The 25497-nt window shown below is 72.7% G+C and carries 24 protein-coding genes and 1 riboswitch; of the genes, 20 read left to right on the top strand and 4 right to left on the bottom strand.

Going from position 1 to position 25497, the window contains the following annotated elements; all coding sequences use genetic code 11:
- Positions 1-115: 115 nt before the first annotated feature.
- The gene (locus ACIRB4_RS18200) at positions 116-1270 is read right to left on the bottom strand and encodes an aminotransferase class V-fold PLP-dependent enzyme (RefSeq protein WP_403292345.1); all 1155 of its coding nucleotides are present in this window, start codon (positions 1268-1270) and stop codon (positions 116-118) included.
- A gap of 451 nt (positions 1271-1721) precedes the next feature.
- Here ACIRB4_RS18200 and dhaK point away from each other — a divergent pair, with 451 nt between their 5' ends.
- The 11 genes from dhaK to ACIRB4_RS18145 all read left to right on the top strand — a co-directional run bounded on the left by dhaK (position 1722) and on the right by ACIRB4_RS18145 (position 11706).
- Entirely contained in the window at positions 1722-2714 is a 993-nt protein-coding gene (dhaK, locus tag ACIRB4_RS18195) for a dihydroxyacetone kinase subunit DhaK (protein ID WP_403292343.1), read from the top strand.
- 8 nt (positions 2715-2722) lie between these two features.
- Positions 2723-3361, top strand: coding sequence for a dihydroxyacetone kinase subunit DhaL (gene dhaL, locus ACIRB4_RS18190; protein ID WP_403292341.1), 639 nt, complete (start codon positions 2723-2725; stop codon positions 3359-3361).
- On the top strand, positions 3358-3762 hold the full coding sequence (locus ACIRB4_RS18185) for a PTS-dependent dihydroxyacetone kinase phosphotransferase subunit DhaM (protein WP_403292339.1): 405 nt from the start codon (positions 3358-3360) through the stop codon (positions 3760-3762). The genes dhaL and ACIRB4_RS18185 overlap by 4 nt, the downstream gene beginning before the upstream one ends.
- Positions 3763-3836: 74 nt before the next feature.
- A riboswitch (cobalamin riboswitch) is annotated at positions 3837-4045 on the top strand.
- A gap of 28 nt (positions 4046-4073) precedes the next feature.
- A complete protein-coding gene (locus ACIRB4_RS18180) occupies positions 4074-4775 on the top strand; it encodes an energy-coupling factor ABC transporter permease (protein ID WP_403292337.1) in 702 nt (233 codons plus the stop codon).
- Between the two features lie 5 nt (positions 4776-4780).
- Positions 4781-5140 carry an energy-coupling factor ABC transporter substrate-binding protein gene (locus ACIRB4_RS18175; protein ID WP_403292336.1) on the top strand — a complete coding sequence of 120 codons (360 nt, stop codon included), beginning with the start codon at positions 4781-4783 and terminating at the stop codon, positions 5138-5140.
- A 6-nt stretch (positions 5141-5146) separates the two neighbouring features.
- Positions 5147-5896, top strand: a complete 750-nt coding sequence (gene cbiQ, locus ACIRB4_RS18170; RefSeq protein WP_403292334.1) for a cobalt ECF transporter T component CbiQ — start codon at positions 5147-5149, stop codon at positions 5894-5896.
- Positions 5893-6741, top strand: coding sequence for an ATP-binding cassette domain-containing protein (locus tag ACIRB4_RS18165; protein ID WP_403292332.1), 849 nt, complete (start codon positions 5893-5895; stop codon positions 6739-6741). Before cbiQ ends, ACIRB4_RS18165 begins: the two co-directional genes overlap by 4 nt.
- Before the next feature lie 119 nt (positions 6742-6860).
- The gene (locus ACIRB4_RS18160; RefSeq protein ID WP_403292330.1) at positions 6861-8885 is read left to right on the top strand and encodes an FAD-dependent oxidoreductase; all 2025 of its coding nucleotides are present in this window, start codon (positions 6861-6863) and stop codon (positions 8883-8885) included.
- Between the two features lie 30 nt (positions 8886-8915).
- Positions 8916-9449, top strand: coding sequence for a PadR family transcriptional regulator (locus ACIRB4_RS18155; protein ID WP_403292329.1), 534 nt, complete (start codon positions 8916-8918; stop codon positions 9447-9449).
- An 833-nt stretch (positions 9450-10282) separates the two neighbouring features.
- A complete protein-coding gene (gene rpmF / locus ACIRB4_RS18150; protein ID WP_137991083.1) occupies positions 10283-10453 on the top strand; it encodes a 50S ribosomal protein L32 in 171 nt (56 codons plus the stop codon).
- A gap of 5 nt (positions 10454-10458) precedes the next feature.
- On the top strand, positions 10459-11706 hold the full coding sequence (locus ACIRB4_RS18145) for a GTP-binding protein (protein ID WP_403292328.1): 1248 nt from the start codon (positions 10459-10461) through the stop codon (positions 11704-11706).
- A 1-nt stretch (position 11707) separates the two neighbouring features.
- Here the strand turns inward: ACIRB4_RS18145 and ACIRB4_RS18140 are convergent, their stop codons facing one another.
- Positions 11708-13615: a heavy metal translocating P-type ATPase gene (locus ACIRB4_RS18140; RefSeq protein ID WP_403292326.1), complete on the bottom strand. Its 1908-nt coding sequence runs from the start codon at positions 13613-13615 to the stop codon at positions 11708-11710.
- A gap of 111 nt (positions 13616-13726) precedes the next feature.
- Between ACIRB4_RS18140 and ACIRB4_RS18135 the strand changes: the two genes are divergently transcribed.
- From ACIRB4_RS18135 to ACIRB4_RS18125, 3 genes are all read left to right on the top strand, one after another.
- Entirely contained in the window at positions 13727-14104 is a 378-nt protein-coding gene (locus ACIRB4_RS18135; RefSeq protein ID WP_403292325.1) for an ArsR/SmtB family transcription factor, read from the top strand.
- A 24-nt stretch (positions 14105-14128) separates the two neighbouring features.
- The gene (locus tag ACIRB4_RS18130) at positions 14129-15517 is read left to right on the top strand and encodes an FAD-dependent oxidoreductase (protein WP_403292324.1); all 1389 of its coding nucleotides are present in this window, start codon (positions 14129-14131) and stop codon (positions 15515-15517) included.
- Between the two features lie 319 nt (positions 15518-15836).
- The gene (locus tag ACIRB4_RS18125) at positions 15837-16592 is read left to right on the top strand and encodes a GntR family transcriptional regulator (RefSeq protein WP_403292322.1); all 756 of its coding nucleotides are present in this window, start codon (positions 15837-15839) and stop codon (positions 16590-16592) included.
- Between the two features lie 83 nt (positions 16593-16675).
- Here ACIRB4_RS18125 and ACIRB4_RS18120 read toward each other — a convergent pair whose 3' ends face one another.
- Both ACIRB4_RS18120 and ACIRB4_RS18115 read right to left on the bottom strand, forming a co-directional pair.
- The gene (locus ACIRB4_RS18120; RefSeq protein WP_403292321.1) at positions 16676-18208 is read right to left on the bottom strand and encodes an amino acid permease; all 1533 of its coding nucleotides are present in this window, start codon (positions 18206-18208) and stop codon (positions 16676-16678) included.
- A 76-nt stretch (positions 18209-18284) separates the two neighbouring features.
- Positions 18285-19262, bottom strand: coding sequence for a hypothetical protein (locus ACIRB4_RS18115; RefSeq protein ID WP_403292319.1), 978 nt, complete (start codon positions 19260-19262; stop codon positions 18285-18287).
- A gap of 311 nt (positions 19263-19573) precedes the next feature.
- On the opposite strand from ACIRB4_RS18115, the gene ACIRB4_RS18110 reads away from it, so the two are divergent.
- The 6 genes from ACIRB4_RS18110 (at position 19574) to ACIRB4_RS18085 (ending at position 25473) form a co-directional block, all read left to right on the top strand.
- The gene (locus tag ACIRB4_RS18110; protein WP_403292317.1) at positions 19574-21025 is read left to right on the top strand and encodes an FGGY family carbohydrate kinase; all 1452 of its coding nucleotides are present in this window, start codon (positions 19574-19576) and stop codon (positions 21023-21025) included.
- The gene (locus ACIRB4_RS18105; protein ID WP_403292315.1) at positions 21022-22473 is read left to right on the top strand and encodes an FAD-dependent oxidoreductase; all 1452 of its coding nucleotides are present in this window, start codon (positions 21022-21024) and stop codon (positions 22471-22473) included. The genes ACIRB4_RS18110 and ACIRB4_RS18105 overlap by 4 nt, the downstream gene beginning before the upstream one ends.
- Before the next feature lie 80 nt (positions 22474-22553).
- Complete coding sequence (locus ACIRB4_RS18100; RefSeq protein ID WP_403292423.1) at positions 22554-23783, top strand: FAD-dependent oxidoreductase; 1230 nt, start codon at positions 22554-22556, stop codon at positions 23781-23783.
- A 141-nt stretch (positions 23784-23924) separates the two neighbouring features.
- Positions 23925-24659: a D-Ala-D-Ala carboxypeptidase family metallohydrolase gene (locus ACIRB4_RS18095; protein ID WP_403292313.1), complete on the top strand. Its 735-nt coding sequence runs from the start codon at positions 23925-23927 to the stop codon at positions 24657-24659.
- Positions 24660-24682: 23 nt separating this feature from the next.
- Positions 24683-25186 carry an NUDIX domain-containing protein gene (locus ACIRB4_RS18090; protein ID WP_403292311.1) on the top strand — a complete coding sequence of 168 codons (504 nt, stop codon included), beginning with the start codon at positions 24683-24685 and terminating at the stop codon, positions 25184-25186.
- A 41-nt stretch (positions 25187-25227) separates the two neighbouring features.
- Positions 25228-25473: a hypothetical protein gene (locus ACIRB4_RS18085; protein ID WP_403292309.1), complete on the top strand. Its 246-nt coding sequence runs from the start codon at positions 25228-25230 to the stop codon at positions 25471-25473.
- Positions 25474-25497: the final 24 nt, after the last annotated feature.

Raw genomic sequence — 25497 nt, 5'->3', positions numbered from 1 at the left:
TGGGGGGCTCGGATCCCTGTCGTTATGCCCCCGCACCCCCACCCGCCATGCACCTGTCATTTTTTTCCTTCGTGAATCTCGTGAAGCCCTTATGGGCAAGGTCGTGGTGAAAGCTTCACCGGGTGAGTTCGTCCAGACTGTTCAGTGCGGTGTCGATCTCGGCCGGGGTGTTGACGACGGCGGTACCGATCCGGGTGTAGGTCGAGGTGGACAGCCGTACGCGGCGGGTGGCGGCGTGGTCGACGACCTGCTGATGGGTGTGTCCGGCCACGCTGAAACAGGTGATGCCCGCGGAGAGCTCCGAGTCGGCAGGGGTGTGCACGGTGATGCCGGGAATGCGGCTCAGTCCTTGTTTCACCCGCGTCGACAGCTGGGTGATGCGGGCGGCGACGCGTGCGCGGCCCAGCTGCTCATGCAGAGCCACCGCCACCGGCAGGGCGAAGGCATGCTCGAACGCCAGGAAACCCCCGGGCGACAAGGGCGCTGCTCCACCGCCTCCGATGAAGCTGACGAACGTGGGCCGCAGCTGGTCGAGGACGTCCGGCGCCACCCAGACCAGACCCGTTCCCCTGGGACCGAACAGCCATTTGTGCGTCCCGGCGATCACCGCGTCCGCGCCCAGGCCGGCGGCGTCCTCGTCGATCACGGCCAGCCCGTGCACGCCGTCGACGACCAGCAGGCAGCGGTCGGCGGGGCTGCGGCCTTCATTGGCCCGGCGCACCACCTCGGCCACCGCACGCACCGGCATCCGGAGCCCCGTGCTCGACTGCACCCAAGTGATTCCGACGACTCGGGTGTTCGGGCGGATCGCCTCGCCGACCGCCGCCGCGATGCCCTCCGCCGTCGCGGTGGCCGGATCGGCGAACCACGAGCCCAGCCGTACCGTGCAGCCATGCTTGTCGGCGGCCAGTCGGGCGGCGACGCGATGGGAGACGTGGTCGTGCTCGGTCAGCAGGAACTCCTGCCCCGGACGGGTCACGACGCCGTTGTAGAAGACGCCCAGCCCGATGCTCGTGCTCGCCGTCATCGCGACATCGTCGGCCCGGCCTCCCAGATACGCCGCGAGCGTCTGGCGTACCCGGAGCCAGCCGGTGGGGCCATCGGGCAGCGCAAGGCCCGCGGGCACCGAGAGAGGATCGGCGTCGACCTGTGCTGCCAGATGCTCCACCGCATCACGCACGGCCTTCGGATGCGAGGCCAGATAGAACAACGCGAGATTCGCCCATCCCGGCTCCAGGCGAAACTGCGCCCGCAAGGCGTCCCAGTCCACGCGCCCGTCGATCGTGGTGACCGGCCGCTCCCGCGGTGTGTTCACGCCTGCCGCGCCGGAGCTCGGCACGAGGGTGACCGCGACCGCTCCCGCGGATCGCGCCAGCAGATCGCGCCGACTCGTCATCGACATCCAGCACCCCTTTGTACGCGACCGGCGGAGCGACGGCGGAACGTCTGTCCGGTGCCCTTCTGGTGACGAGGTTACGCAAACCGGGCGCGGGCGCCGGCATCCCATGACCCGAACGGCCCCGGTGGAGGTGGCGTACAGCCGTAGGTCCCGAGATGCGCGGTGGCGCTGACGGCCGAGATGTGCCGACCAGCGCGACCTTCGCCGCCGCAAGGTCGATACTGCCGACACGCGGTCCGCCGAGACCGGCGAGCGCGCACACCGCACCTGGCCTGGTGACCCAGGTCGGACACCTACCTGTCAGCCCTACCAGGAGGTACCGATGAGAATGCTGATCAACGTCCCGGAGACCGTCGTCGCCGACGCGCTGCGCGGGATGGCCGCCGCGCACCCCGAACTCACCGTGGACGTCGAGAACCGTGTCGTGCTGCGGCGGGACGCGCCCGTCGCCGGGAAGGTGGCGCTGGTGTCCGGGGGCGGGTCCGGGCACGAGCCGTTGCACGGGGGGTTCGTGGGGCCGGGGATGCTCGCCGCGGCCTGTCCCGGCGAGGTGTTCACGTCACCCGTGCCCGATCAGATGGTGCGGGCCGCCGCCGCGGTGGACAGCGGGGCCGGTGTGCTCTTCGTCGTCAAGAACTACACCGGGGACGTGCTCAACTTCGAGATGGCGGCCGAGCTCGCCGAGGACGAGGGCGTCCAGGTCGCCAAGGTCCTGGTCGACGACGACGTGGCCGTGACCGACAGCCTCTACACCGCCGGGCGGCGCGGGACGGGGGCCACGCTCTTCGTGGAGAAGATCGCGGGGGCCGCCGCCGAGGAGGGCGCCCCGCTGGAGCGGGTGGAGGCGATCGCCCGGCGGGTGAACGAGCGGTCGCGGTCCTTCGGCGTCGCGCTGAGCGCCTGCAGCACGCCCGCCAAGGGCAGCCCCACCTTCGACCTCCCCGAGGGCGAGCTGGAGTTGGGGATCGGGATCCACGGCGAGCCGGGGCGCGAGCGGCGCGCGATGATGACCTCGCGGGAGATCGCGGACTTCGCCGTCGATGCCGTACTGGACGACCTGCGGCCGTCCGGCCCGGTCCTGGCGCTGGTGAACGGCATGGGCGCCACCCCGCTGCTCGAACTGTACGGGTTCAACGCCGAGGTGCAGCGGGTGCTGCACGAGCGCGGGACTCCGGTCGCCCGCACCCTGGTCGGGAACTATGTGACCTCCCTCGACATGGCCGGCTGTTCGGTCACGCTCTGCGAGGCCGACGAGGAACTGCTACGCCTGTGGGACGCGCCCGTGCAGACGCCTGCCCTCCGCTGGGGCCGGTGAGAAGGAGAGTGAGCGAAGTGACCGAAGTGATCGAGGGAAACGAGCCGGGCCGGTTCGATGCCGCGTTCTTCCAGCGCTGGCTGAGCGTCGCCGCTTCCGCCGTCGACCGTGAGGCCGACCGTCTCACCGAGCTCGACTCGGCGATCGGCGACGCCGACCACGGCTCCAATCTGAAGCGCGGGTTCGCCGCCGTGACGGACGTCCTGGAGAAGGAGCCGCCCGCCACCCCGGGGGCCGTACTCACCACGGCCGGACGGCAGTTGATCTCCACCGTCGGGGGTGCCTCGGGGCCGCTGTACGGGACGCTCCTGCGCCGCACCGGCAAGGCGCTCGGCGACGCCGGGACCGTGACCCGCGAGACGTTCGCCGACGCGCTGGCCGCCGGGGTCGCCGCCGTCGCCCAGCTCGGCGGGGCCCAGGTCGGCGACAAGACGATGCTGGACGCCCTCGTCCCGGCGGCCGAGGCGCTGCGCGAGTCCTTCGCGGCCGCCCGGACGGCGGCCGAGGAGGGCGCGCTGGCGACCGTACCGCTCCGGGCCCGCAAGGGCCGCGCCAGCTACCTGGGCGAACGGTCGATCGGGCACCAGGACCCCGGGGCCACCTCGTCCGCGCTGCTGATCGCCGCCCTCGCGGAGGTGGCCGGATGAGCGGGCAGGTCGGCATCGTTCTCGTCTCGCACAGCGCCGCCGTCGCCGCGGCCGTGGCAGAACTCGCCCAGGGCCTCTCGGGCGGCGGCCCCACCGCACCGATCATGCCCGCCGGAGGCACCCCGGACGGCGGCCTCGGCACCAGCTCCGAGCTGATCGCCGAGGCGGCGAAGGCGGTCGACCGGGGCGCCGGTGTGGCCCTCCTCGTCGATCTGGGCAGCGCCGTGCTGACCGTCAAGGCGCTGCTCGCCGAGGGTGACGAGCTGCCCGAGGGATCGCGGCTCGTGGACGCGCCCTTCGTCGAGGGCGCGATCGCCGCCCTCGTCACGGCGTCGGCGGGCGGGGACCTGGACGCCGTGGAGGCCGCGGCCTCGGAGGCGTACACGTACCGGAAGGCGTGAGCGGGCGGGCGGCGTAGCACCCGTCACGGGCCGTACCGGGAGGCGACCGTGTTGTGATGTAGCTGGTCAACGCACTAGTGTCGCAGGGCCTTGGTGTACGGGAAACCGGTGCAGTACCGGTGCGGCCCTCGCCACTGTGATCGGGAGGTCCGGCTCCACCCCCTTGGGGAGAACCCTCAGGGGAGCCACTGCACCGCCGCGGGAGACCGTCGCGGTGTGGGAAGGCGGAGTCCGGGCGGCATGACCGTCAGCCAGGAGACCGGCCAAGGTGCGTTGTCCATCCACGAGGTGCTGGAGAGGGTCTCCCAACCATGCATATCGCCGAGGGGTATCTGCCCCCTGTGCACGCGGCCGCCTGGGGCGTCGCGTCCGCGCCGTTCGTCGTCCACGGGGTCCGTGCCCTGACCCGTGAGGTCAAGGCCCATCCCGAATCCACTCTGCTGCTGGGCGCTTCCGGCGCTTTCACCTTCGTCCTGTCCGCGCTCAAGATTCCGTCGGTGACGGGCAGTTGCTCGCACCCCACGGGAACGGGCCTCGGCGCGATCCTGTTCCGGCCGCCCGTGATGGCGGTCCTGGGCACGATCACGCTGCTCTTCCAGGCGCTGCTCCTGGCGCACGGCGGGCTCACCACCCTCGGCGCCAACGTCTTCTCGATGGCGGTCGTCGGTCCGTGGGCCGGGTACGGGGCGTACCGGCTGCTGCGCCGGTTCGACGTGCCGCTGATGGTGAGCGTGTTCTTCGGCGCGTTCGTCGCCGACCTGTCCACGTACTGCGTCACCAGCGTGCAGCTGGCGGTCGCGTTCCCCGACCCCGCCAGCGGTGTGCTCGGCGCGCTGGCGAAGTTCGGCGGGATCTTCGCCGTCACGCAGCTGCCGCTCGCGGTGAGCGAGGGCCTGCTCACGGTGCTCGTGATGCGTCTGCTGACGCAGTCGAGCAAGGGCGATCTGACCCGGCTCGGGGTGCTGCTTCCCGGCGCCAGGAAGAGCGAGACCACGGAGGCGGTGGCCCGATGAGCCCGATGAGCAGGAACACGAAGATCAACGCCCTGCTGCTGCTCGCCGTCGCCGCGCTGGCGGTGCTGCCGCTGATCCTGGGGCTCGGCGACCACAAGGATGAGCCGTTCGCGGGGGCCGACGCCGAGGCGGAGGCCGCGATCACGGAGATCCGGCCCGACTACGAGCCGTGGTTCAGCCCGCTGTACGAGCCTCCGTCCGGCGAGGTCGAGTCGGCGCTGTTCGCGCTGCAGGCGGCCATCGGCGCCGGTGTCCTCGCGTACTACTTCGGTCTGCGGCGCGGACGTCGACAGGGCGAGGAGCGCGCGGCGGCGTCGCAGGGGACGCGGGCGGCGATGGGGGCGCGGGCCCCGGGCGACGAGTAGGTCGCGATGCTGCCGATCGACGCGGCGGCGCACAGCAGTCGCTGGCGCCGCCGTCACCCGTGCGAGAAGGCCGCTCTGGGCTTCGGCCTGACGCTGTGCGCGGTCTGTCTGCCGCCGTGGCCGGGCGCCGTCCTGGTGGCGACGGCCACCCTCGCGGTGCTGCTCGGTCCCGCCGGAGTGCCCGGACGTCAGCTGTGGCGGGCGTTCCGGATCCCGCTGGGCTTCTGCGTGACGGGCGCGGTGCCGCTGCTGTTCGAGGTGGGAGGGGCGCGCGGCTTCGTCGCCCTGGCGCCGGAAGGACCGCTGCACGCGGGTGAGCTGCTGCTGCGCACATCGGCCGCGTCGCTGGGCGTGCTGCTGTTCGCGTTCACCACACCCGTCTCGGACGTGCTGCCCCGGCTCGTACGGGCGGGGGTGCCGGCGCCGGTCGTGGACGTCGCGCTCGTGATGTACCGGATCAGCTTCCTGCTGCTCGACTCCATGGCCAGGATCCGGCAGGCCCAGGCCGCCCGGCTGGGGCTGACGACGCGGGCGGCCACCTGGCGCTCGCTCGCCGGGCTCGGCGCGACGGCGTTCGTACGCGCCTTCGACCGGGCGCAGCGGTTGCAGTCGGGGCTGGCGGGGCGGGGGTACGACGGCACCCTCCGGGTCCTCGTGCCCGGCGCGGCCGTCTCGCGGCGGTTCCTGGCGGCGACGGCCGGGCTGCTGGCCGGCCTCGTCGCTCTCACTCTCGTACTGGAAAGGTCCCTGCCGTGAGTCTTCGTTCCCCTGTCGTGGAACTGGTGAGGGCGGGCTTCGCCTACGAGGACGGGCCTCCCGTCCTCGACGGGATCGACTTCGCCGTGCCGGAGGGGCGGGCGCTCGCGGTGCTCGGAAGGAACGGCAGCGGCAAGACGACCCTGCTGCGGCTGCTGAGCGGGGGCCTGCGCTGCGGCAGCGGCGCGCTCCGGCTGGACGGCGAGGAGGTGTCGTACGACCGGAAGGGTCTGACGCGGTTGCGGACGACCGTGCAGCTGGTCGTGCAGGACCCGGACGACCAGCTGTTCGCGGCGTCGGTCGGCCAGGACGTGTCGTTCGGGCCGATGAACCTCGGCCTGCCGGAGGAGGAGGTACGGCTCCGGGTGCGCGAGGCGCTGGAGGCGCTGGACATCGTGGCGCTGGAGGACCGGCCGACGCATCTGCTGTCGTACGGGCAGCGCAAGCGTGCGGCGATCGCGGGCGCCGTGGCGATGCGGCCGCGGGTGCTCATCATGGACGAGCCGACGGCCGGGCTGGATCCCCACGGGCAGGAGCGTCTCCTTGAGGTGCTCGCGCGGCTGCGGGAGTCGGGCACGACGGTGGTGATGGCGACGCACGACGTCGATCTGGCCCTGCGCTGGGCCGACGAGGCGGCGGTGCTGTCACCGGAGGGATTGCGGACGGGCCCGATCACCGATCTCCTCGCGGACGACGCCCTGCTCGCGGCGGCGCGGCTCCGGCAGCCGTGGGGGATGGCGGTGACCCGCCTGCTGCACGCCCACGGCCTCCTCCCGGAGGGCGAGAAGGGCCCCCGCACGGCGGAGGAGCTGGCCGCGTGGTCGGGCGTGCCGGGCGGCCCGTAGACGACTCGCGGTGGTGGACGTAGCGCAGATCACCCCTCCACCGTTATGCAACTTGTTGCACAACGCGCCTCCGGTCGTCTACAACAGAGCGTGACGACCCCGCGCGAGGAGACGCCCCCATGGACCCGATCACCCCGTACCCGCACCTGCTGAGCCCGCTCGACCTCGGGTTCACCACCCTGCCCAACCGGGTGCTCATGGGCTCCATGCACGTCGGTCTCGAGGAGGCCGAGAACGGCTTCGCGCGGATGGCCGCCTTCTACGCCGAGCGCGCCCGAGGCGGTGTCGGCCTCATCGTGACCGGCGGTATCGCGCCGAACGACGTCGGTCGCCCCTGGGACGGCGGGGCCAAGCTCAGCACGGACGAGGAGGTCGCCGAGCACCGGCTCATCACCGACGCCGTGCACGAGGCGGGCGGCCGGATCGCGATGCAGATCCTGCACTTCGGCCGGTACGCCTACCACCCCGCCCTCGTCGCGCCCAGCCCCATCCAGGCGCCGATCAGCCCCTTCGTACCGAACGAGCTCACCGACGCCGAGGTCGAGCAGACCATCGAGGACTACGCCCGCTGCGCGGAACTCGCCAAGGCCGCCGGGTACGACGGCGTCGAGGTGATGGGCTCCGAGGGCTATCTGATCAACGAGTTCATCGCCGCCGCCACCAACCAGCGCACCGACCGCTGGGGCGGCAGCTACGAGAACCGGGTCCGCTTCCCGCTGGAGATCGTGCGCCGCATCCGCGAGCGCGTCGGCGAGGAGTTCATCCTCATCTACCGGCTCTCGATGCTCGACCTGGTCCCCGGCGGCTCGACGCTCGACGAGGTCGTCGCGCTCGCCAAGGAGATCGAGGCGGCCGGCGCCACCATCATCAACACGGGCATCGGCTGGCACGAGGCCCGTATCCCGACCATCGCCACCTCCGTGCCGCGCGGCGCCTACACCTGGGTCACCAAGAAGCTGATGGGCGCGGTCTCCGTGCCGCTGGTCACCAGCAACCGCATCAACACCCCCGAGGTCGCCGAGCAGATCCTCGCCGAGGGCCGCGCGGACATCGTCTCCATGGCCCGGCCGTTCCTGGCCGACCCCGACTTCGTCGCCAAGGCCGCCGCGGACCGCGCCGACACGATCAACACCTGCATCGGCTGCAACCAGGCATGCCTGGACCACACCTTCAGCCTGAAGATCACTTCCTGCCTGGTGAACCCGCGCGCGTGCCACGAGACCGAACTGGTCCTCTCCCCCACCCGCCGGGCCAAGCGAATCGCCGTCGTCGGCGCCGGCCCCGCCGGGCTCGCCTGCGCGGTCTCCGCCGCCGAACGCGGCCACACCGTCACCCTGTTCGACTCCTCGGACCGGATCGGCGGCCAGCTGAACATCGCCAAGCGGGTCCCGGGCAAGGAGGAGTTCGACGAGACGCTGCGCTACTTCCGGGTCCAGCTCGACGCCCGGGGCGTCGAGGTCAGGCTGAACACCACGGCCACGCCGGAACTCCTCGCAGGGTACGACGAGGTGGTCGTCGCCACCGGAGTCACCCCGCGCACCCCCGAGATCGAGGGCATCGACCACCCGAGCGTGGTCAGCTACCTCGACGTCCTGCGCGACGGCGCGCCCGTGGGCGAACGGGTCGCGATCATCGGAGCGGGCGGCATCGGCTTCGACGTCGCGGAGTTCCTCACCGACGGCGGCGAGGGTGCGAGCCAGGACGCGGAGACGTACTTCCGCCAGTGGGGTGTCGACACCAGCTACGCGACGCGCGGCGGGCTGCGCACCCCCGAGCGGCCCCGGCCGCCGCGCCAGGTCCACCTGCTCCAGCGCAAGTCCTCCAAGGTCGGCGCCGGTCTGGGCAAGACGACCGGCTGGATCCACCGCGCCGAGATGAAGCACCGCGGCGTCACCATGGTCGCGGGTGCGTCGTACGAGCGGATCGACGACGAAGGTCTGCACCTCACCGTCGACGGTGTTCCGCGGACGCTGCCCGTCGACACGATCGTGCTGTGCACGGGCCAGGAACCGCGCCGCGGCCTGTACGAGGAGCTGGTCGCCGCGGGCCGTAGCGCGCACCTGATCGGCGGCGCCGACGTGGCCGCCGAGCTGGACGCCAAGCGCGCCATCGACCAGGGCACCCGCCTCGCCGCCGCCCTGTGACGGGCACGGGGCGAATTTAGGATTGCGCGCATGTCCCTCCCGCACGCGATCCTGACCGCGCTGCTCGAGAAGCCGTCCTCCGGCCTCGAACTGACGCGCCGCTTCGACCGGTCGATCGGTTACTTCTGGTCGGCCACGCATCAGCAGATCTATCGCGAGCTGGGCAAGCTGGAGCAGGCGGGGCACATCCGTGCCCTGCCCGTCCAGGCCCCGGCCCGCGGGCAGAAGAAGGAGTACGAAGTCCTGCCCGCGGGCCGCGCCGAGCTGACCGGCTGGGTGGCCAGGACGGAGGACCCGAAGCCGATGCGGTCCGCGCTGCTGCTGCGGATGCGCGCGGCGGCGGTCGTGGGCGCTCCCGGCATGGTCGAGGAGTTGCGGCGGCATCTCGCCCTGCACCAGCGGCAGTTGGAGGAATACCGGGCGATCGAGGTACGGGACTTCCCACCCGCACGCCGGGAGAGCGAACCCGACCGGCTGCGGCATCTCGTCCTGCGCGGGGGGATCGATCTGGAGCGCTTCTGGGTGGAGTGGCTGACGCACGCCCTGAGCGAGCTGGAGCGCTAGGGAGTGTCCGGAAAGTATCGCCGTCCGCCCGGAGGGCGGGGTCTGCGGCGTCCGGTGCGTGCGATCGCGAGGCGGCCGGAAGCCCTCGTAGCGGAGCTACTTGGGCTTGTGGCCGACGCAGCGACCGCGCGTGCAGGGCGTCGCGGACCAGGCGAGACTTTCCGGACACGACCTAGGGGGTGTGCCCGGCGGATCTGCCGTGACGGGTACCTGCGGCACGCGGCCTGCCGTCGGTCGGCCACGGCCTCGATCCGGCCTCGACGGGCCACGATGGTGTCCCAGGCGGCGGCGGCCTCGGGCGACATCGACGGTGCCCCCGCAGCCCGCTTCCTGAGGAACTCGTCCGTCGGCGCGAGGCGTTCCTGCCACGTCGTGGCGTCGGTCAACCGCTCGCGGAGGCGTCGCTCGCGCCGCCCCCACAGGTCCTCGAGTCCGATGAGTGAGCCGTGCAGTTCGCCTGGGGAGACGCCCAGCAGCGCGTAGGCGGCCCGGGGTGACAAGCACACTTCGACGCACTCGACGCGCTCGCCGCGGATGCGGGCCTGACCGGGCGCAGTACGTGCGTGTCAGTCCGGCGGCGAAGCGGTCACGGAATCCGGCCATCCGGACGCCGTCGAGGGATGCGCCGCCGAGGGGGCGGGCGACCTCCCAGCCGTCTCGGCATCGCGATCCATGGGGGTGGGCCCCACTTCGTGTCCGCGCATGCCTCTACCGTCGCCGACTTCGGCGGTCCTGGCTGTACGAAAGTTCCGGGGCCAGGGCCACTTTTGTTAATGGGAACCATTTTCAGATAGCGTGGCCGTCACGTCCCGACGATGGAGGTCCGTTTCCCCATGGCCGTACCCAAGCGGAAGATGTCCCGCTCCAACACCCGCCACCGCCGCGCCCAGTGGAAGGCGACCACGCCCCAGCTGGTCCCGATCACGGTCGACGGCGTCGTCTACCGGGTGCCGCAGCGCCTGGCCAAGGCATACGAGCGCGGCCTGCTGCGCCCCGAGGGCTGAGCGCGATGACGGACACGGCGACGACGACGGCCGCCGCGCGCACACCCGCCGGAGCGCGGGACCCGCGCCTTCCGGTCACCGTCCTCTCCGGCTTCCTCGGAGCGGGCAAGACGACCCTGCTGAACCACGTCCTGTCCAACCGGGACGGCCTGCGCGTCGCCGTGATCGTCAACGACATGAGCGAGATCAACATCGACGCCGCGCTGGTCCGGGGCGGGGACGCCGCCCTCTCCCGTACGGAGGAACGGCTGGTCGAGATGACCAACGGGTGCATCTGCTGCACCCTGCGCGACGACCTCCTCGAAGAGGTCGACCGGCTGGCCCGCGAGGGGCGGTTCGACCATCTCCTCATCGAGTCCAGCGGCATCTCGGAGCCGATGCCGGTCGCCGCCACCTTCGCCTTCCCCCGCGACGACGGCGCCACGCTCGGCGATCTGGCCCGGCTCGACACCATGGTGACCGTGGTCGACGCGGCGAACTTCCTGCCCGAACTGGAGGGCGGCGACGGGCTCACCGATCGGGGCCTCGCCCCGTACGAGGACGACGAGCGGACCGTCAGCGATCTGCTGATGGATCAGATCGAGTTCGCCGACGTCATCGTCGTGAACAAGCTCGACCTGGTGGGACCGGCGGACGCCGACCGGCTGCGCGCCGCGCTGTCGCGGCTCAACCCGGCCGCCCGGATCGTCTCCGCCACCCACGGCCGGCTGCGGCCCGCCGAGCTCCTCGGCACCGGGCTCTTCGACCTGGAGCGCGCCCAGCAGGCGCCCGGCTGGGTGCGCGAGCTGAACGGCGACCACGTCCCCGAGACGGAGGAGTACGGCATCTCCTCCACCGTCTTCCGCGCCGAACGGCCCTTCCATCCCGGGCGGTTGTGGGACTTCGTGACGGAGGGCATGGACAGCGGCGCCTATGGACGGATCCTGCGCTCCAAGGGCTTCTTCCGGCTCGCGGGCCGTGAGCGGGTGACCGGGCTGTGGTCCCAGGCGGGCGCGGTGGCCCGCTTCGAGCCCTCGGGAGTCCTGGACGTCGAGCACCAGGGCCCGGGCGACGCCCAGGAGTTGGTCTTCATCGGTACGGAGCTGCGGAAGGACGCGCTGCAGACGGAGCTCGCCCGGTGCCTGGTCGCCGACGGGGAGACGGGCCCCTGGCCGGACCCATTCCCCGAGTGGGCCGTCCACGGCCTGGACGAGGTCTGCGAGCACGAGCACGCCGCCCCCGCCCCTCCCCCGCCGCAGGCCGTGCACGCCTGACTCACCCCCGCTCCGCCGCCTTCCGCCAGGCAGAGTCGCGCAGCAGCCGCAGCCCGTTGAGCCCCACCAGGACGGTGGAGCCCTCGTGCCCCGCCACGCCCAGCGGCAGCGGGAGGTGGCCCACCAGGTCCCAGACCACCAGGGCCCCGATGCAGGTGCCGGCGATCACCAGGTTCTGGACGACCAGCCTGCGCGCCCGGCGGGAGAGGGCCACGACGGTGGGAACGGTGGCCAGTTCGTCCCGTACGACGACGGCGTCGGCGGTCTCCAGCGCCAGGTCGGAGCCGGCCCGGCCCATGGCGATGCCGGTGTGGGCGGCGGCCAGGGCGGGGGCGTCGTTGACGCCGTCGCCGACCACCAGGACCTTTGAGCCGGCGCGCTCCCACTCCCGTACCGCCGCCACCTTGTCCTGCGGCAGCAGTCCGGAGCGTACGTCCGTGATGCCGGCCCGTCCGGCGACCCGGGCCGCGGCGCCCGCGTTGTCGCCGGTGAGGAGGGTGGGCGCGGTGCCGGTGAGCCGGGTCAGGGCGGCGACCGCCTCGGGCGCCCCGTCGCGCAGCCGGTCGGCGAGGACGAGGACCGCGACGGGCGCGCCGTCGACGACGACCTCGACGGCCGTGTCGTCGTGCTCTCCCTCGGCGCGGCGCACCCGCACTTCGCGGCCCTGCACCCGCGCCCGTACGCCCTCCCCCGGCACGGAGGCGAAGTCGCGGGCCTCGGGGATACGCAGTCCGCGTTCGCGCGCCGCGGCCACCACGGCGCGGGCGAGGGGGTGTTCGCTCGGCAGCTCGGCCGCGGCGGCGAGCGCGAGCGCGTCCTCGTCGCCCCGGACCTCGATCACCCGCGGCGTCCCCTCGGTCAGGGTGCCGGTCTTGTCGAGCGCGACCCGGTCCACGGCCCCGAGCCGTTCCATCACCACGGCGGACTTGACGAGCACGCCGTGCCGTCCGGCGGTGGCGATGGCGGAGAGCAGCGGCGGCATGGTGGCGAGGACGACCGCGCACGGCGAGGCCACGATCATGAAGGTCATGGCGCGCAGGAGGGTGGTGGTGAAGTCGGCGCCCAGGGCGAGCGGGACGGCGAAGAGCGCGAGGGTGGCGACGACGACGCCGACGGAGTAGCGCTGTTCGATCTTCTCGATGAAGAGCTGGGTGGGTGCCTTGGTGGCGCTTGCCTCCTCGACGAGGGCGACGATGCGGGCGATGACGGAGTCCCCGGCGTCCTTGTCGACATGGACGCGCAGCGCGCCGGTGCCGTTGAGGGTGCCGGCGAAGACCTCGTCGCCGGGGGCCTTGGGCGCGGGCAGCGATTCGCCGGTGATGGTGGCCTGGTCGACGTCGCTCGCGCCGTGGAGCACGGTTCCGTCGGCGGGCAGCCGCTCTCCCGGCCGTACGAGGACGATGTCGCCGATCCTCAGCTCGGCGACGTCCACCGGCTCCTCGCTCTCGCCGCCGCCATCACCGGCACCGGTGAGGCGTACCGCCTTCTCGGGGGCGAGGTCGAGCAGACCCCGTACGGAGTCGGCGGTACGGCGGGTCGCGAGCGCCTCCAGGGCGCCGGAGCAGGCGAAGATGACGATGAGCAACCCGCCGTCGAGGTACTGGCCGATCGCCGCGGCGCCGATGGCCGCGACCACCATGAGCAGGTCGACGTCGAGGGACTTCTCGCGCAGCGCCCGGAGTCCGGCCCAGCCCGGCTCCCAGCCTCCGGCGACGTAGCAGACGGCGTAGAGCGGTCCCCAGGCCCAGGCGGGGGCGCCGGCCAGGTCGAGCGGCAGCGCGCAGAGGAAGGCGAGGGCGGAGAGCGCCGCCCAGCGGACCTCGGGCAGGTCGGCCAGACGGGTTCCGCGGGTCGGCGGCGGGGCTGTCGCGGCAGGGGTGGCCGGGCTGTCGAGCACCGGGGATGCCATGGGAGTACACCTCTTCGCACACGGGGACGGGGCGGACGAACAGCACCACCATACCGGAACACATGAAGAGGTCTTCATCTATCTACATATGAGCGCCGCTACGATGAGCCCATGGGACACGGAGCGAACGGCGAGACGACCCCGGCCACCCACCTGGACGCGGAGTCCGCGGCCACCATCGCCGCCACCCTCCAGGCGCTCGCCACGCCCTCACGCCTCATGATCCTCACCAAGCTCCGCCAGGGCCCGTGCGGCGTGACCGAACTCGCCGACTCCGTCGACATGGAGCAGTCCGCCGTCTCCCACCAGCTGCGGCTGCTGCGCGCGCTGGGCCTGGTCACCGGTGTCCGGCAGGGCCGCCGGATCGAGTACAGCCTCTACGACAACCATGTGGCCCAGCTCCTCGACGAGGCCGTGTACCACATCGAGCACCTTCGGCTCGGCACCCGCGACGTCCCCCAGGAGACCGTGGATACTGGTCAGTCGTAGATCCACGAACCGGAAAGGGCGGGGATGGACGACGACTTGGAGCGCCGCGGCACACGTCACGCGGTGGTCATCGGGGGAAGTCTCGCGGGCCTGCTGGCCGCGCGGGTGCTGAGCGAGTACGCGGAGAAAGTGACGGTCGTCGAGCGCGACCGCCTTCCGGAGGGTCCTGACGCGCGGCCGGGGACCCCGCAGAGCAGACACACCCATGTGCTCCTCGACAGCGGACAGCAGGCGTTCGAGGAGCTGCTGCCGGGGTTCCTCGCGGAGCTCGACGAACTCGGCGCGCCCAAGGTGGGCATGCCGGCGGACATGGTGCAGTTGCAGAACGGCCGGTGGTTCCGCAGGACGGCGGCGACGACCTCCCTCTACACCGGACCGCGCGAGCAGCTCGAATGGCTGGTGCGCCGGCGGGTGCTCACCGATCCGCGGATCGAGACCGTCGGCGGCGCCGAGGTCGTCGGCCTGACGGGAGACTCGTCCCGGGTGCGCGGGGTGCTGCTGCGCGAGCGCGGCAAGGACGCCGGGACGCAGACCCGTTCACTGGAGGCCGACCTCGTGGTCGACGCCTCGGGCCGTGGGACGCGCGCGCCCGACTGGCTGGCCGCGATCGGCGCGGAGGCGCCGCACGAGGAGACCATCGACACCGGCCTCGCCTATGCCACCCGGGTCTACCGGGCTCCGGAGGACGACACGTCGGACGCGCTGGGTTTCAACATCGTGCCCAACCCCGACCAGGTCTACGGCGCGGTGGTCCTGCCGCTGGGCGGCGGTCGTCACATGGTGACGCTGTCCGGTCTGCGCGGTGACGAACCCCCCACGGACGAGGCGGGATTCGAGGAGTTCGCCAAGCGGTTGCCGCACCCCGTGGTCAGCGAGTGGCTGGCCAGGGCCGAGCCGGATTCCTCGGTGTTCGGCTTCCGCCGAACCGCCAACGTCCGCCGCCGTTACGACCGTCCGGGCCGTCGCCCGGCCGGCTTCCTCGCCACCGGCGACGCGCTGTGCACCTTCAATCCGATCTACGGCCAGGGCATGGCGGTCGCCGCGCTGAGCGCGGTCGCCCTGCGCCGGGCCCTGGCCGACCCGAAGCGCACGGCGACCACGCGGGTGGTGCAGAAGGCGCTGTTCGACGCCTCACGCCAGGCCTGGGACATCTCCGCCGGAGCGGACAAGAAGATGCCGGGCGCGACCGGCAACGCCATGGGTTCGCGCGCGGTGGACAAGCCGGTGGGCTGGTACCTGGGCCGTCTGCAGCAGCGGTACGGCGGGGACCCGGTCGTCGGGGCGGCGTTCCGCTCCGTCCTCACGCTGACGGCGCCGATGACGGCACTGTTCGCTCCCGCGGTGGCCCGCGCCGTCCTGTTCGGCCCGATCCCGTGGACGCCGCCCGAGCCGCCGATGCGGCGCGAGGTGTAGCACGCGTCGACGCGTACCGCCCGGTTCGGATGAGCCGGGACTGCCACCCGCCCGGTGCGCCCCCGAGCTGGGCGCAGAGCCATGTCGCACGGATCCAGGGGCCTTGCGGGTCGCCCCGCCCTTTTCGGCCCGATCGGGTGGTGTCGGCAGCGCGGCCTCAGCCGCCTCTTCGCCCCCGATTCCGGTGGAAGCGCCTACGGAGCGCGGTCCTCGTTTCGGCCACTCTCGCCGCACACCCCTTCCCAATGGTTTAGACCAATGGTAGGAATGATCACTCACACGACCCACGTGATCACCCTGAGCAAAGAAGGGTCTGCACATGGCTGAGCCCGATCCCGAGCAGGTGGCCGCGGTACCGCTCTACCTCCGGGTCGCCGCCGCCCTGCGGGACGACCTCACCGACCGGCGCATCGCACCCGGCAGCCGACTGCCGTCCGAGCGCTCACTCGCCCATCGCTACCACGTCAACCGCCAGACCGTCCGCAGCGCGCTCCAACTGCTGCGCGAGGAGCGGCTCGTGGTGACCGACCGGCGCGGCACGTTCGCCGTCGGAGCCGAACCGCAGGCACACGTCCCGCTGCTGACGGCCCGCCGTCAGTCCTTTCCCGGAGGTGCGCAGGCGGCCGACGCGCTGGTCCGGGCGGCCCTCGCCTGGGAGGCGCCACCGGCGGCACTGGGGGGCCGACTCGCGCTCGCCCCGGGCGAACCCACGCTTGTCCACCGGCATGTGGTGCTGAGCCCCCGCGGGGTGCCGCTGCAGCGGTCGGTCTCCTGGTTCTCCCGGCCCGCGCTGGCGGAGATCCCCCAGCTCGCGCGCTACCGGCGCGGGCAGGACACCGCCCAGCAGCCGGATCTGCGGCTGCTCTACCACTGGATGCACCAGGCCGGGCTGCGGCTGACCCGCCGCGAGTCGATCGCCGTGCCCGGGGGTCCGGGTACGGGAGTCGGGGCGACCGGCGCGGCCCGGCTGGTCGTCCACCGCGTGGTGAGCGACCAGCACGGCCACACGCTGGAGATCACGGACATCGACTTCGCCGCCCAGACGGCCGCCTGGACCTACGAGTTCAGCGCCTGAGCCGAGGGGGCGCGGGCCTGCGGGGGGGCGGAGTCGGCCCGCGTCGCCCCATGCAGGCCCGGCCCTCGGGCCCGGCCGGCCCCCTACACGATCCCCTCGGCGAGCTCCGCCTCCTCGCGGGCGCTGCCGTACGTCGAGGGGGTGCCGTACGAGCGGCGGGCGACGTACCACCACACACTGGCGAGGACGAGGACGACGGCGAGCGCGATGACCGCGTAGTTCATGGAGTCGACGGTCACCGGCGACTTCTGCGGCAGGCAGAACAGCACGGTGACCACGGCCACCCAGATCACGGCGGTCCAGCCGATCGGCCGGCTCCAGCGGCCGAGGTTCCAGGGGCCAGGGGTGAAGCGGTTGCCCGCCCGCAGGCGCAGATAGATCGGAATGGCGTAGGCGGGGGTGATGCCGATGACGTTGATGGCCGTCACCGCTCCGTAGGCCGTGGCCGAGTACAGCGAGGGCACGGCGAGGAGGGCGGCGACCGCGACCGAGAGCCAGACCGCCGGGACCGGGGTCTGGGTGCGGCTGCTGACCTTGCGCCAGAGCGCCGAGCCGGGCAGCGCGTTGTCGCGGCTGAAGGCGAACACCATCCGGCTCGCGGCGGCCACCTCCGCGTTGCCGCAGAACAACTGGGCGACGATCACCACGAGCAGCAGGGCGGTGGCGCCGCCGGAGCCGAGCGCGTCCAGGAGGATCTGGGCGGGCGGGACTCCGGTGGCGCTGTTCTGCGTGCCCGCGTAGTCCTGGATGGCGAAGGTGAGTCCGGCGAGCAGCGCGAAGCCGGCGATCCAGGAGACCCAGATGGCGCGGACGATGCCCTTGGCCGCGCTGACCGAGGCGTTGGAGGTCTCCTCGGAGAGATGGGCGGAGGCGTCGTAACCGGAGAAGGTGTACTGGGCGAGGAGCAGACCGACGGCCGCGACGTAGAACGGGTTGGCCCAGCCGGTGTCGTTCACGAACTCGGTGAAGACGAACTCGGCGGACTGGTGGCGGTCGGGGACGAAGGCGAGGGCGCCCACGATCACGGCGACGCCCGCCAGGTGCCACCAGACGCTGATCGAGTTGAGCACGCTGACCAGGCGGACACCGAACAGGTTGAGCACGGCGTGCAGGAGCAGGATCGCGAGGAAGATCAGGAAGGTGGATCCGGCCGTGGGCACGATGCCCCACTGGAGGTTGAGGAAGGCCCCGGTGAAGAGGGCGGCGCCGTAGTCGATGCCCGCGATGGCGCCGAGCAGACCGAGCAGATTCAGCCAGCCGGTGTACCAGCCCCAGCGGCGTCCGCCCAGCCGGTCCGCCATGTAGTAGAGCGCGCCGGACGTCGGGTAGGCGCTGGTGACCTCGGCGAGCGCCATGCCCACGCAGAGCACGAACAGGCCGACGCCCACCCAGCCCCACATCATCACGGCGGGGCCTCCGGTGCCCAGGCCGAAGCCGTAGAGGGTCATGCAGCCGGAGAGGATGGAGATGACGGAGAAGCTGATGGCGAAGTTGCCGAAACCGCCCATGCGGCGGGCGAGGACGGGCTGGTAGCCGAGCTCTCTCAGCCGGGCCTCGTCGTCCTGGCCCGGTACGGACGTGCGTATGTCGTCGTCGACGGGGACGGTGCGGGACATGCCGGAACCTCCGGGGGAAGGGGTGAGCGGGGAGTGAGCGGGGGTGCGATGCGAGAGCGGGGCGAGCGAGAGCGGGTCAGTGGGCGAGGCAGCGGGCGCGGGCGCGCAGGAAGACCTCCTCGGCGAGGGCCCGGTCGTCGGGGCGCGCCGTGCGGTACGCCCAGGGCAGCACCGTGTAGTACGGCCCCATGGCCTCGAAGACCCGGGCGGCGTCGTCGAAGTGCTGAGCGCCGAAGAGCGCGTGGGCCAGGTGGTTCAGATCGAGGGGGGACGCCTCGGTGGTGGCGCAGAAGAGGAACCAGCTGTCCAGGGCGCCCCTGGCCTCCCGGACGGCGTCCTCGGCGACCCAGTGCAGGTCGAGCGCGCGCTCGTGGCCGCTCTCGCGCCGGTAGCGCTCGACCCGGACGTAGAGCGGGAGGGCGTGGAGGGCGGAGCCGACGGGAGCCGTCGAAGCCGCCCACCGCGCGTAGTTCAGGGCTTCGGAGAGCGGCCCGCGCCCTCGCGCGTAGAAGAACTGGAGCATGCGGTGGTGCGCCTCCCGGTTGTACGGGTCGCGCTTCTCGGTCTCGGCGAGGAGTCCCCACGGTCCGGGCGGGAGTACGGCGGCGGGCGGCTCCGCCCGGTACTCCTCCCTGTCCTGCTGTCCGTCCAGCGGGGCGAGGGCGAGCAGGCAGATCCACGGCACCGGGTCGGCGGGTGACCGTTCGGCGGCGGACCGGCAGGCGTCCCATGCCGTCCGCCACAGTTCACCGGTGCGGGGGTGGGCGGCGCGATGGGCCCGTACGGCGCGTTCCACGGCGACCCGCGTGTGCATGACGACGGCGGCCGCGCTGTCCGGCTGCTCGGCGCGCCAGGCGTGGACGACGTCGGTGCCGGCGGCGACGGCGGCGAGGACCTGGGTGCGCCGTGTCCAGGCGGACCAGTCGGACGTCTCGTCGAGCAGCCGGGCCATCGACAGCCAGCGGCCCGTCCGCACGTCCTGGACGGCGTTGCGCAGGGCGTGGTCATGGCCCGCCGGGTGGTAGACGGGCCGGAAACCCTGTCCGCCCCTCACGGAGCGGGAGGTGCTGTGGGCGACATGGTTCCTCGGTGGGGGTGGAGGGGTGGTCAGTCCCCGGCGGGCGTCCCGGCCGTTGATCGGCGATCACTATAGAGCCCGTTGGACGATCGCGATCCACTTTCGCTCCTGATCGTAACTATTCCGCCACTGACCGAATTTGACATTGAGTCAGCGACGGAGAAGAAGGGAGGCGGTCCGTGCCGTGACGGCTTGACGCGTCGCCGTGGGGTGCACCAGGCTTTCCGCTTTGTCGATCACTCTGGCAGGTCGACGCGGTTCGCGGGTTCAAGGACGGGAGTACGACGATGACGGGGCCGGTGCTCGCCGTCGACCAGGGCACCTCGGGGACCAAGGCGCTCGTCGTCTGTCCCGAGCGCGGGGTCATCGGCACGGGATCGGCGCCCGTACGGCCCCGGTATCTGCCGGGCGGCCTGGTCGAGGTCGATCCACAGGAGCTGTACGACTCCGTCGTCGCCGCCGGGCGCGCGGCCCTGGCCCGGGCGGGCACCCCGGTCGTGGCGGTGGGCCTGGCCAACCAGGGAGAGACCGTCCTCGCCTGGGACCCGGCCGACGGTGAGCCGCTGACCGACGCCCTGGTCTGGCAGGACCGCAGGGCCGCCACGCTCTGCGAGGAACTCTCCGTACACGCGGAGGAGTTGAAGAAGTGGACCGGACTGCCGCTCGACCCCTATTTCGCCGCGCCCAAGATGGCCTGGATCCGTCGCCACCTCACCGGCGCCGGTGTGGTCACGACCAGCGACGCCTGGCTCGTGCACCGTCTCACGGGTGAGTTCGTCACCGACACCGCCACCGCCGGCCGCACCGGACTCCTCGATCTGGACACGGCGGCCTGGTCCGGCCCCGCCCTCGACGTCTACCGTCTGGGCGGGGAACGGCTGCCCCGGGTGGTGGACTCGGACACTCCGGTCGGCACGACCACCGCCTTCGGTCCGGCGCTGCCGCTCACCGGCCTGCTCGTGGACCAGCAGGCGGCGCTCCTCGCCCAGCGGGTGACCGAGCCGGGCGCCGCCAAGTGCACGTACGGCACCGGGGCTTTCCTGCTCGCCCAGACCGGCCCGGTCCCGCGCCGGGGCGACGCGGGGCTGGTGAGCTGTGTGGCGTGGCGGCTGGCGGGCCGGACGAGTTACTGCCTGGACGGGCAGGTGTACACGGCGGCGTCGGCCGTGCGCTGGCTGACCGACCTGGGAGTGCTGTCCGGCGCGGAGGACCTCGACGCCGTGGGCGGAACGGTGCCGGACACCGGTGGCGTCACCTTCGTACCGGCCCTGGCCGGGCTCGCCGCGCCGTGGTGGCGCGGGGACGTGCGCGGCTCACTGCACGGACTGGGCCTGGACACGACCGCCGGGCATCTGGTGCGCGCCCTGTGCGAGGGGATCGCCGCACAGGTGGTGGAGCTCGCGGGAGCGGCGGCGGCCGGGCTCGGCACACCGCTGACCACGCTGCGGGTGGACGGCGGGCTCACGCGGTCCGCGCTGCTCATGCAGACCCAGGCAGACCTTCTTCAACTGCCGGTCGAGGTGTCGGCGTTGCCGGACGCGACCGCGCTCGGCGTGGCAGCGGTCGCGCGGCTCGGTCACGATCCCGCGCTCGCGGTCCACGAGGCCGTACCGGAGTGGAAACCGTCGGCCGTGTACGAGCCCCGGATCAACGGCACGGAGGCGAGCGAACGCATGGGCCGGTTCCGTACCGCCGTGACCTCGCTCCTCGACGGCTCCCCGGGAGCGTCGCGCGCATGAAGCGGGAGGCTGGGACGGGCGAAGCGGTGGCGCGGGGAGTGGTGACGCGCACGGGGGTGCTGCCGGACACCTCGGCGCCCGGGGCCGCGTACGACGTCGCCGTCGTCGGCGCCGGAGTGGTCGGCTGCGCGCTGGCACGTGAACTGGCCCGCCACTCGCTGCGGGTCGCGCTCGTCGAGGCGTCCGGTGATGTCGGCGACGGCACGTCGAAGGCCAACACCGCGATCCTGCACACCGGTTTCGACGCCGTGCCCGGCTCGCTGGAGGCGCGTCTGGTACGGGACGGGTGGCACAGGCTCGGCGCGTACGCCGAGGAGACCGGCATCCCCGTCGAGCCCCTCGGGGCGCTGCTCGTCGCCTGGGACGAGGAGCAGTGGGCGGCGCTCCCCCACCTCGCCGAGAAGGCGGTGCGCAACGGCCACCGCACGACCCGGCTGATCGGCGCCGACGAACTCCGTTCGCGGGAGCCTCACTTGGGCGCCGGAGCGCTGGGCGCGCTGGAGGTGCCCGGGGAGTCGGTCATCTGTCCCTGGACGACCACGCTCGCGTACGCCACGCAGGCGGTCCGCTCCGGGGTGGACCTGCATCTCGACTGCCCGGTCGAGAAAGCCCGTCCGGGAGCGCCGCACCGGTTGATCACCCGGCGCGGGGTGCTGCGCGCCCGGTACGTCGTCAACGCCTGCGGCCTCCACGCGGACGAGTTCGACGCGCACTTCGACCGACGCGACTTCACCGTGACACCCCGGCGCGGACAGCTGATCGTCTTCGACAAGTTCGCGCGCGGCCTGGTCCGGCACATCCTGCTGCCCGTGCCGGGCCGGCTCGGCAAGGGTGTCCTGGTGGCGCCCACGGTCTACGGGAACGTGATGCTCGGGCCGACGGCCGAGGACCTGGACGACAAGACGGCCACCGGCTCGACGGCCGAGGGCCTGAGTTCGCTGCGCGCCCAGGGCCGCCGGATCCTGCCCGCCCTCCTGGACGAGGAGGTCACCGCCGTCTACGCCGGTCTGCGTGCCGCCACCGAGCACGACGACTTCCAGGTGACGGCGCACCCCGGGCTCCGGTACGTCACGGTCGGGGGCATCCGCTCCACCGGCCTCACGGCCTCCCTCGCCCTCGCCGCCCATGTCGTGGAGCTGCTCGCGGAGGAGGGGCTGGAGCTCGGGGCGGCGCGCACGCTCGCCCCGGTCCGGATGCCGAACCTGGGCGAGGCGTTCCCCCGCCCGTACCGGGACGCGGAACTGATCGCGCGGGACCCGGAGTTCGGGTCGATCGTGTGCCCCTGCGAACGCGTGACCCGAGGGGAGATCCGGGACGCGCTCGCGTCGACGATCCCGCCGTCCACGCTCGACGGACTGCGCCGGCGGACCCGGGCGCGCGGCGGGCGCTGCCAGGGCTTCTCCTGCGGGGCGACGGTACGGGCGATGTTCGAGGAGGCGAGGCCGTGAATCCCGCCGTGGGCCGCCCGGCGGACTCCGCCGCGCACCGCTCGCCGAACCTGTCCGAGGCCCGGTCGGGGAACTTCTCCGTGGCCCGGTCGGTCGATGTGCTCGTCGTCGGCGCGGGGCCCGCAGGGCTCGCCGCGGCCGCCCGGCTCGCGGCGGCGGGCGCGGGCCGGATCGAGGTCCTGGAACGGGACGAGGAGGCCGGCGGGGTACCGCGCCACTGCGCCCACGACGGCTTCGGCGCCACCGGGCGACGCCGCCCGGTGGACGGACCTGCGTACGCGCGCCGCGCGGTCGCGGCGGCGGTACGGGCCGGGGCCGTGGTGCGTACCGGTGTGATGGCCACCGGCTGGGCCGGGCCGCTCACGCTGGACGTCACCGCCTCCAGCGGCCTGGAGACGATCACGGCGCGCGCGGTCGTGCTGGCGACCGGCGCGCGGGAACGCCCGAGGAGTGCGCGGCTTGTGCCGGGGTCGCGGCCGGCGGGGATCCTCACCACCGGGGAGCTGCAGTGGTCGCTGGTGCGGTACGGCGTGCGCGGGGAGCGGCTCGGCCGGCGGGCGGTGGTCGTCGGCGCCGAGCCGGTCGCCCACCACGCGGTACGGGCGCTGCGCCGGGCGGGTCTCGAGGTGGCGGCGATGGTGACGGAGGAGGGGCGCGGGCCGCGCCGTTTCGCCGCCGTGTCCGGCGCCACACCCCCTCCGCTGCTGACGGGGGCCACGGTGACGGAGCTGCTCGGCCGGGGCCGCCTCGCGGGCGTGCGGGTGCTGCGCGGCGACGGGCGCGCGGGGACGATCCGCTGCGACACCGTGGTGTTCACCGGGGACTGGATCCCCGACCACGAACTGGCGCGGTCCGGTGGGGTGTCGCTGGACGCGGGCACCCGAGGCCCCGCCGTCGACGGTTCCCTCCGCACCACGGCGGCGGGGGTGTTCGCCGCGGGCAACGCCCTGCGGGGCGTCGAGTCGGCGGGGACGGCCGCCGCCGAGGGACTCGCCGCGGCGGAGGCGGTACTGCGCCGGCTGGCCGGTGATCCATGGCCCGAGGACGGCGTACGGATGGTGGTCGAGCGGCCGCTGCGGTGGGTGGTGCCGAACCGGATCACCGACGGGTCTCCCGGGCGGCCCTTCCTGCTGCGTACGGACACCCCGCTGAACCGGCCCGTCGTGTGCGTCGCCCAGGACGGCCGGTCGCTGCACCGCGTGACCCTGGAGGGCCGGGTCTGGCCGTGGCGTTCGGTGCTCCTGTCCTCGGCTTGGACGCGCGAGGTGGATCCGGCGGGCGGACCGGTGGTGGTGAGCTCCGGTCCGTAGGGGGTGTCTTGCGTCAGAGGCCCTGATCCGTCCGTAGCGTCAGAGGCCTGGTCCTGTGGCATATGTGCCGCGCCGTTGACCCCACTCCCCCGGCAACCTCATGCTCATGACAGGAATTCCGTCTTCCGACACGGAGGTGTCATGGTCCGGCGCACGCTCAGATCGCTGCTCTCCATGGTCCTGCTGGTGGTCGCCGCCCTCGCGGGCACGGTCGCCACATCCGGTACGGCGCATGCCGACGAGTGCTACACCTGGGGCCGCACCCTCTCCTCCGGCATGTCCGGGCCGGATGTGACCCAGCTTCAGATCCGGGTGGTCGGCTACCCCGGGTACGGTGCCGTGCTCGCCGTCGACGGCGCCTACGGCCCGGCCACCAAAGCCGCCGTGACCCGCTTCCAGCAGGCGTACGGACTCACCGCGGACGGCGTCGCCGGCCCCTCGACCTTCTCCAAGCTGTACGCGCTCCAGGACGCCGACTGCACGCCCATCCACTTCACCTACGCCGAGCTCAACAAGTGCAACAGCGACTTCTCCGGCGGCGCCGTCAGCGCGGCCACCGCCAAGTCCAACGCCCTGCGCGCGATGTGGAAACTGGAGGCGATGCGCCACGCGCTCGGCGACGTACCGATCTCCGTGAGCAGCGGCTTCCGCTCGTACGCCTGCAACTCGGCGGTCGGCGGCTCGTCCGACAGCCGGCATCTGTACGGCGACGGCATCGACCTGACCGGCTCGCCCTCCTTGTGCACCCTGGCCAAGCAGGCCCGCAACCACGGCTTCAACGGGATCCTCGGGCCCGGCTACCCGGGCCACGGTGACCACGCGCACGTCGACACCAGGGCCTCGCGCTACTGGTCGGCGAGCAGCTGCGGGATCTGACCCGCTCGGCCACACTGGACGGCATGCCGGACAAGCGCAGCGCTGGGCTCCTTCTGTTCCGCAGAACCGCGGACGGGGGGATCGAGGTCCTCATCGGCCATATGGGCGGACCGTTCTGGTCGTCGAAGGACGTGTCCGCCTGGTCGATCCCGAAGGGCGAGTACGGCCACGGGGAGACGCCCGAGGCGGCCGCCCGGCGCGAGTTCGAGGAGGAGCTCGGCCTGCCGGCGCCCGACGGTGAACCGATCGCGCTCGGAGAGGCGCGCCAGGCGAACGGAAAGACCGTCACGGTCTGGGCGGTCGAGGCGGATCTCGACCCGACCCGGATCGTGCCTGGCACGTTCACCATGGAGTGGCCGCGCGGCTCGGGCGTCATGCGGGAGTTCCCGGAGATCGACCGGGTCGGCTGGTTCACGCCCGTGGCGGCCGCTCCGCTTCTCGTCTCGGGCCAGCGGGTCTTCCTCGACCGCCTCGCCTCGCACCTGGAGGGGCGGGAGGAAGCCCGAAGCCGATTGTCAGACCCGTAGGAGAGGGTGGGAGGCGCCAACCTGTCGAGAGGGAGCCCGACATGACCACGATCACCGCCCGTGAACGCGCCGCCGCCCAGGCGTACCTTCGTCTGCTGGAGTCCACCCAGGCGGTCCTGACCGACCCTCGCCTCGCTCCGTACGCCGGGGCGATGCTCACCCACCCCATGGCGGAGGCGGACGAGGCGCTGCGGGCCGCCGGCCTCTCCGGCAACGAGGCGCATCTGCTCCACCTGGTCTCGTCCCTGCGCGCCTCCCCCGCGGCGGACAGGGGCAGGCTCCCTTAGCGAGGACGTGCGGCGTGGGGCCGC

Origin of the sequence: Streptomyces sp. NPDC093600 (genome assembly GCF_044764755.1) — a bacterium.
Lineage (GTDB): Bacteria > Actinomycetota > Actinomycetes > Streptomycetales > Streptomycetaceae > Streptomyces.
This window is presented reverse-complemented; position numbering and strand designations above follow the sequence as displayed.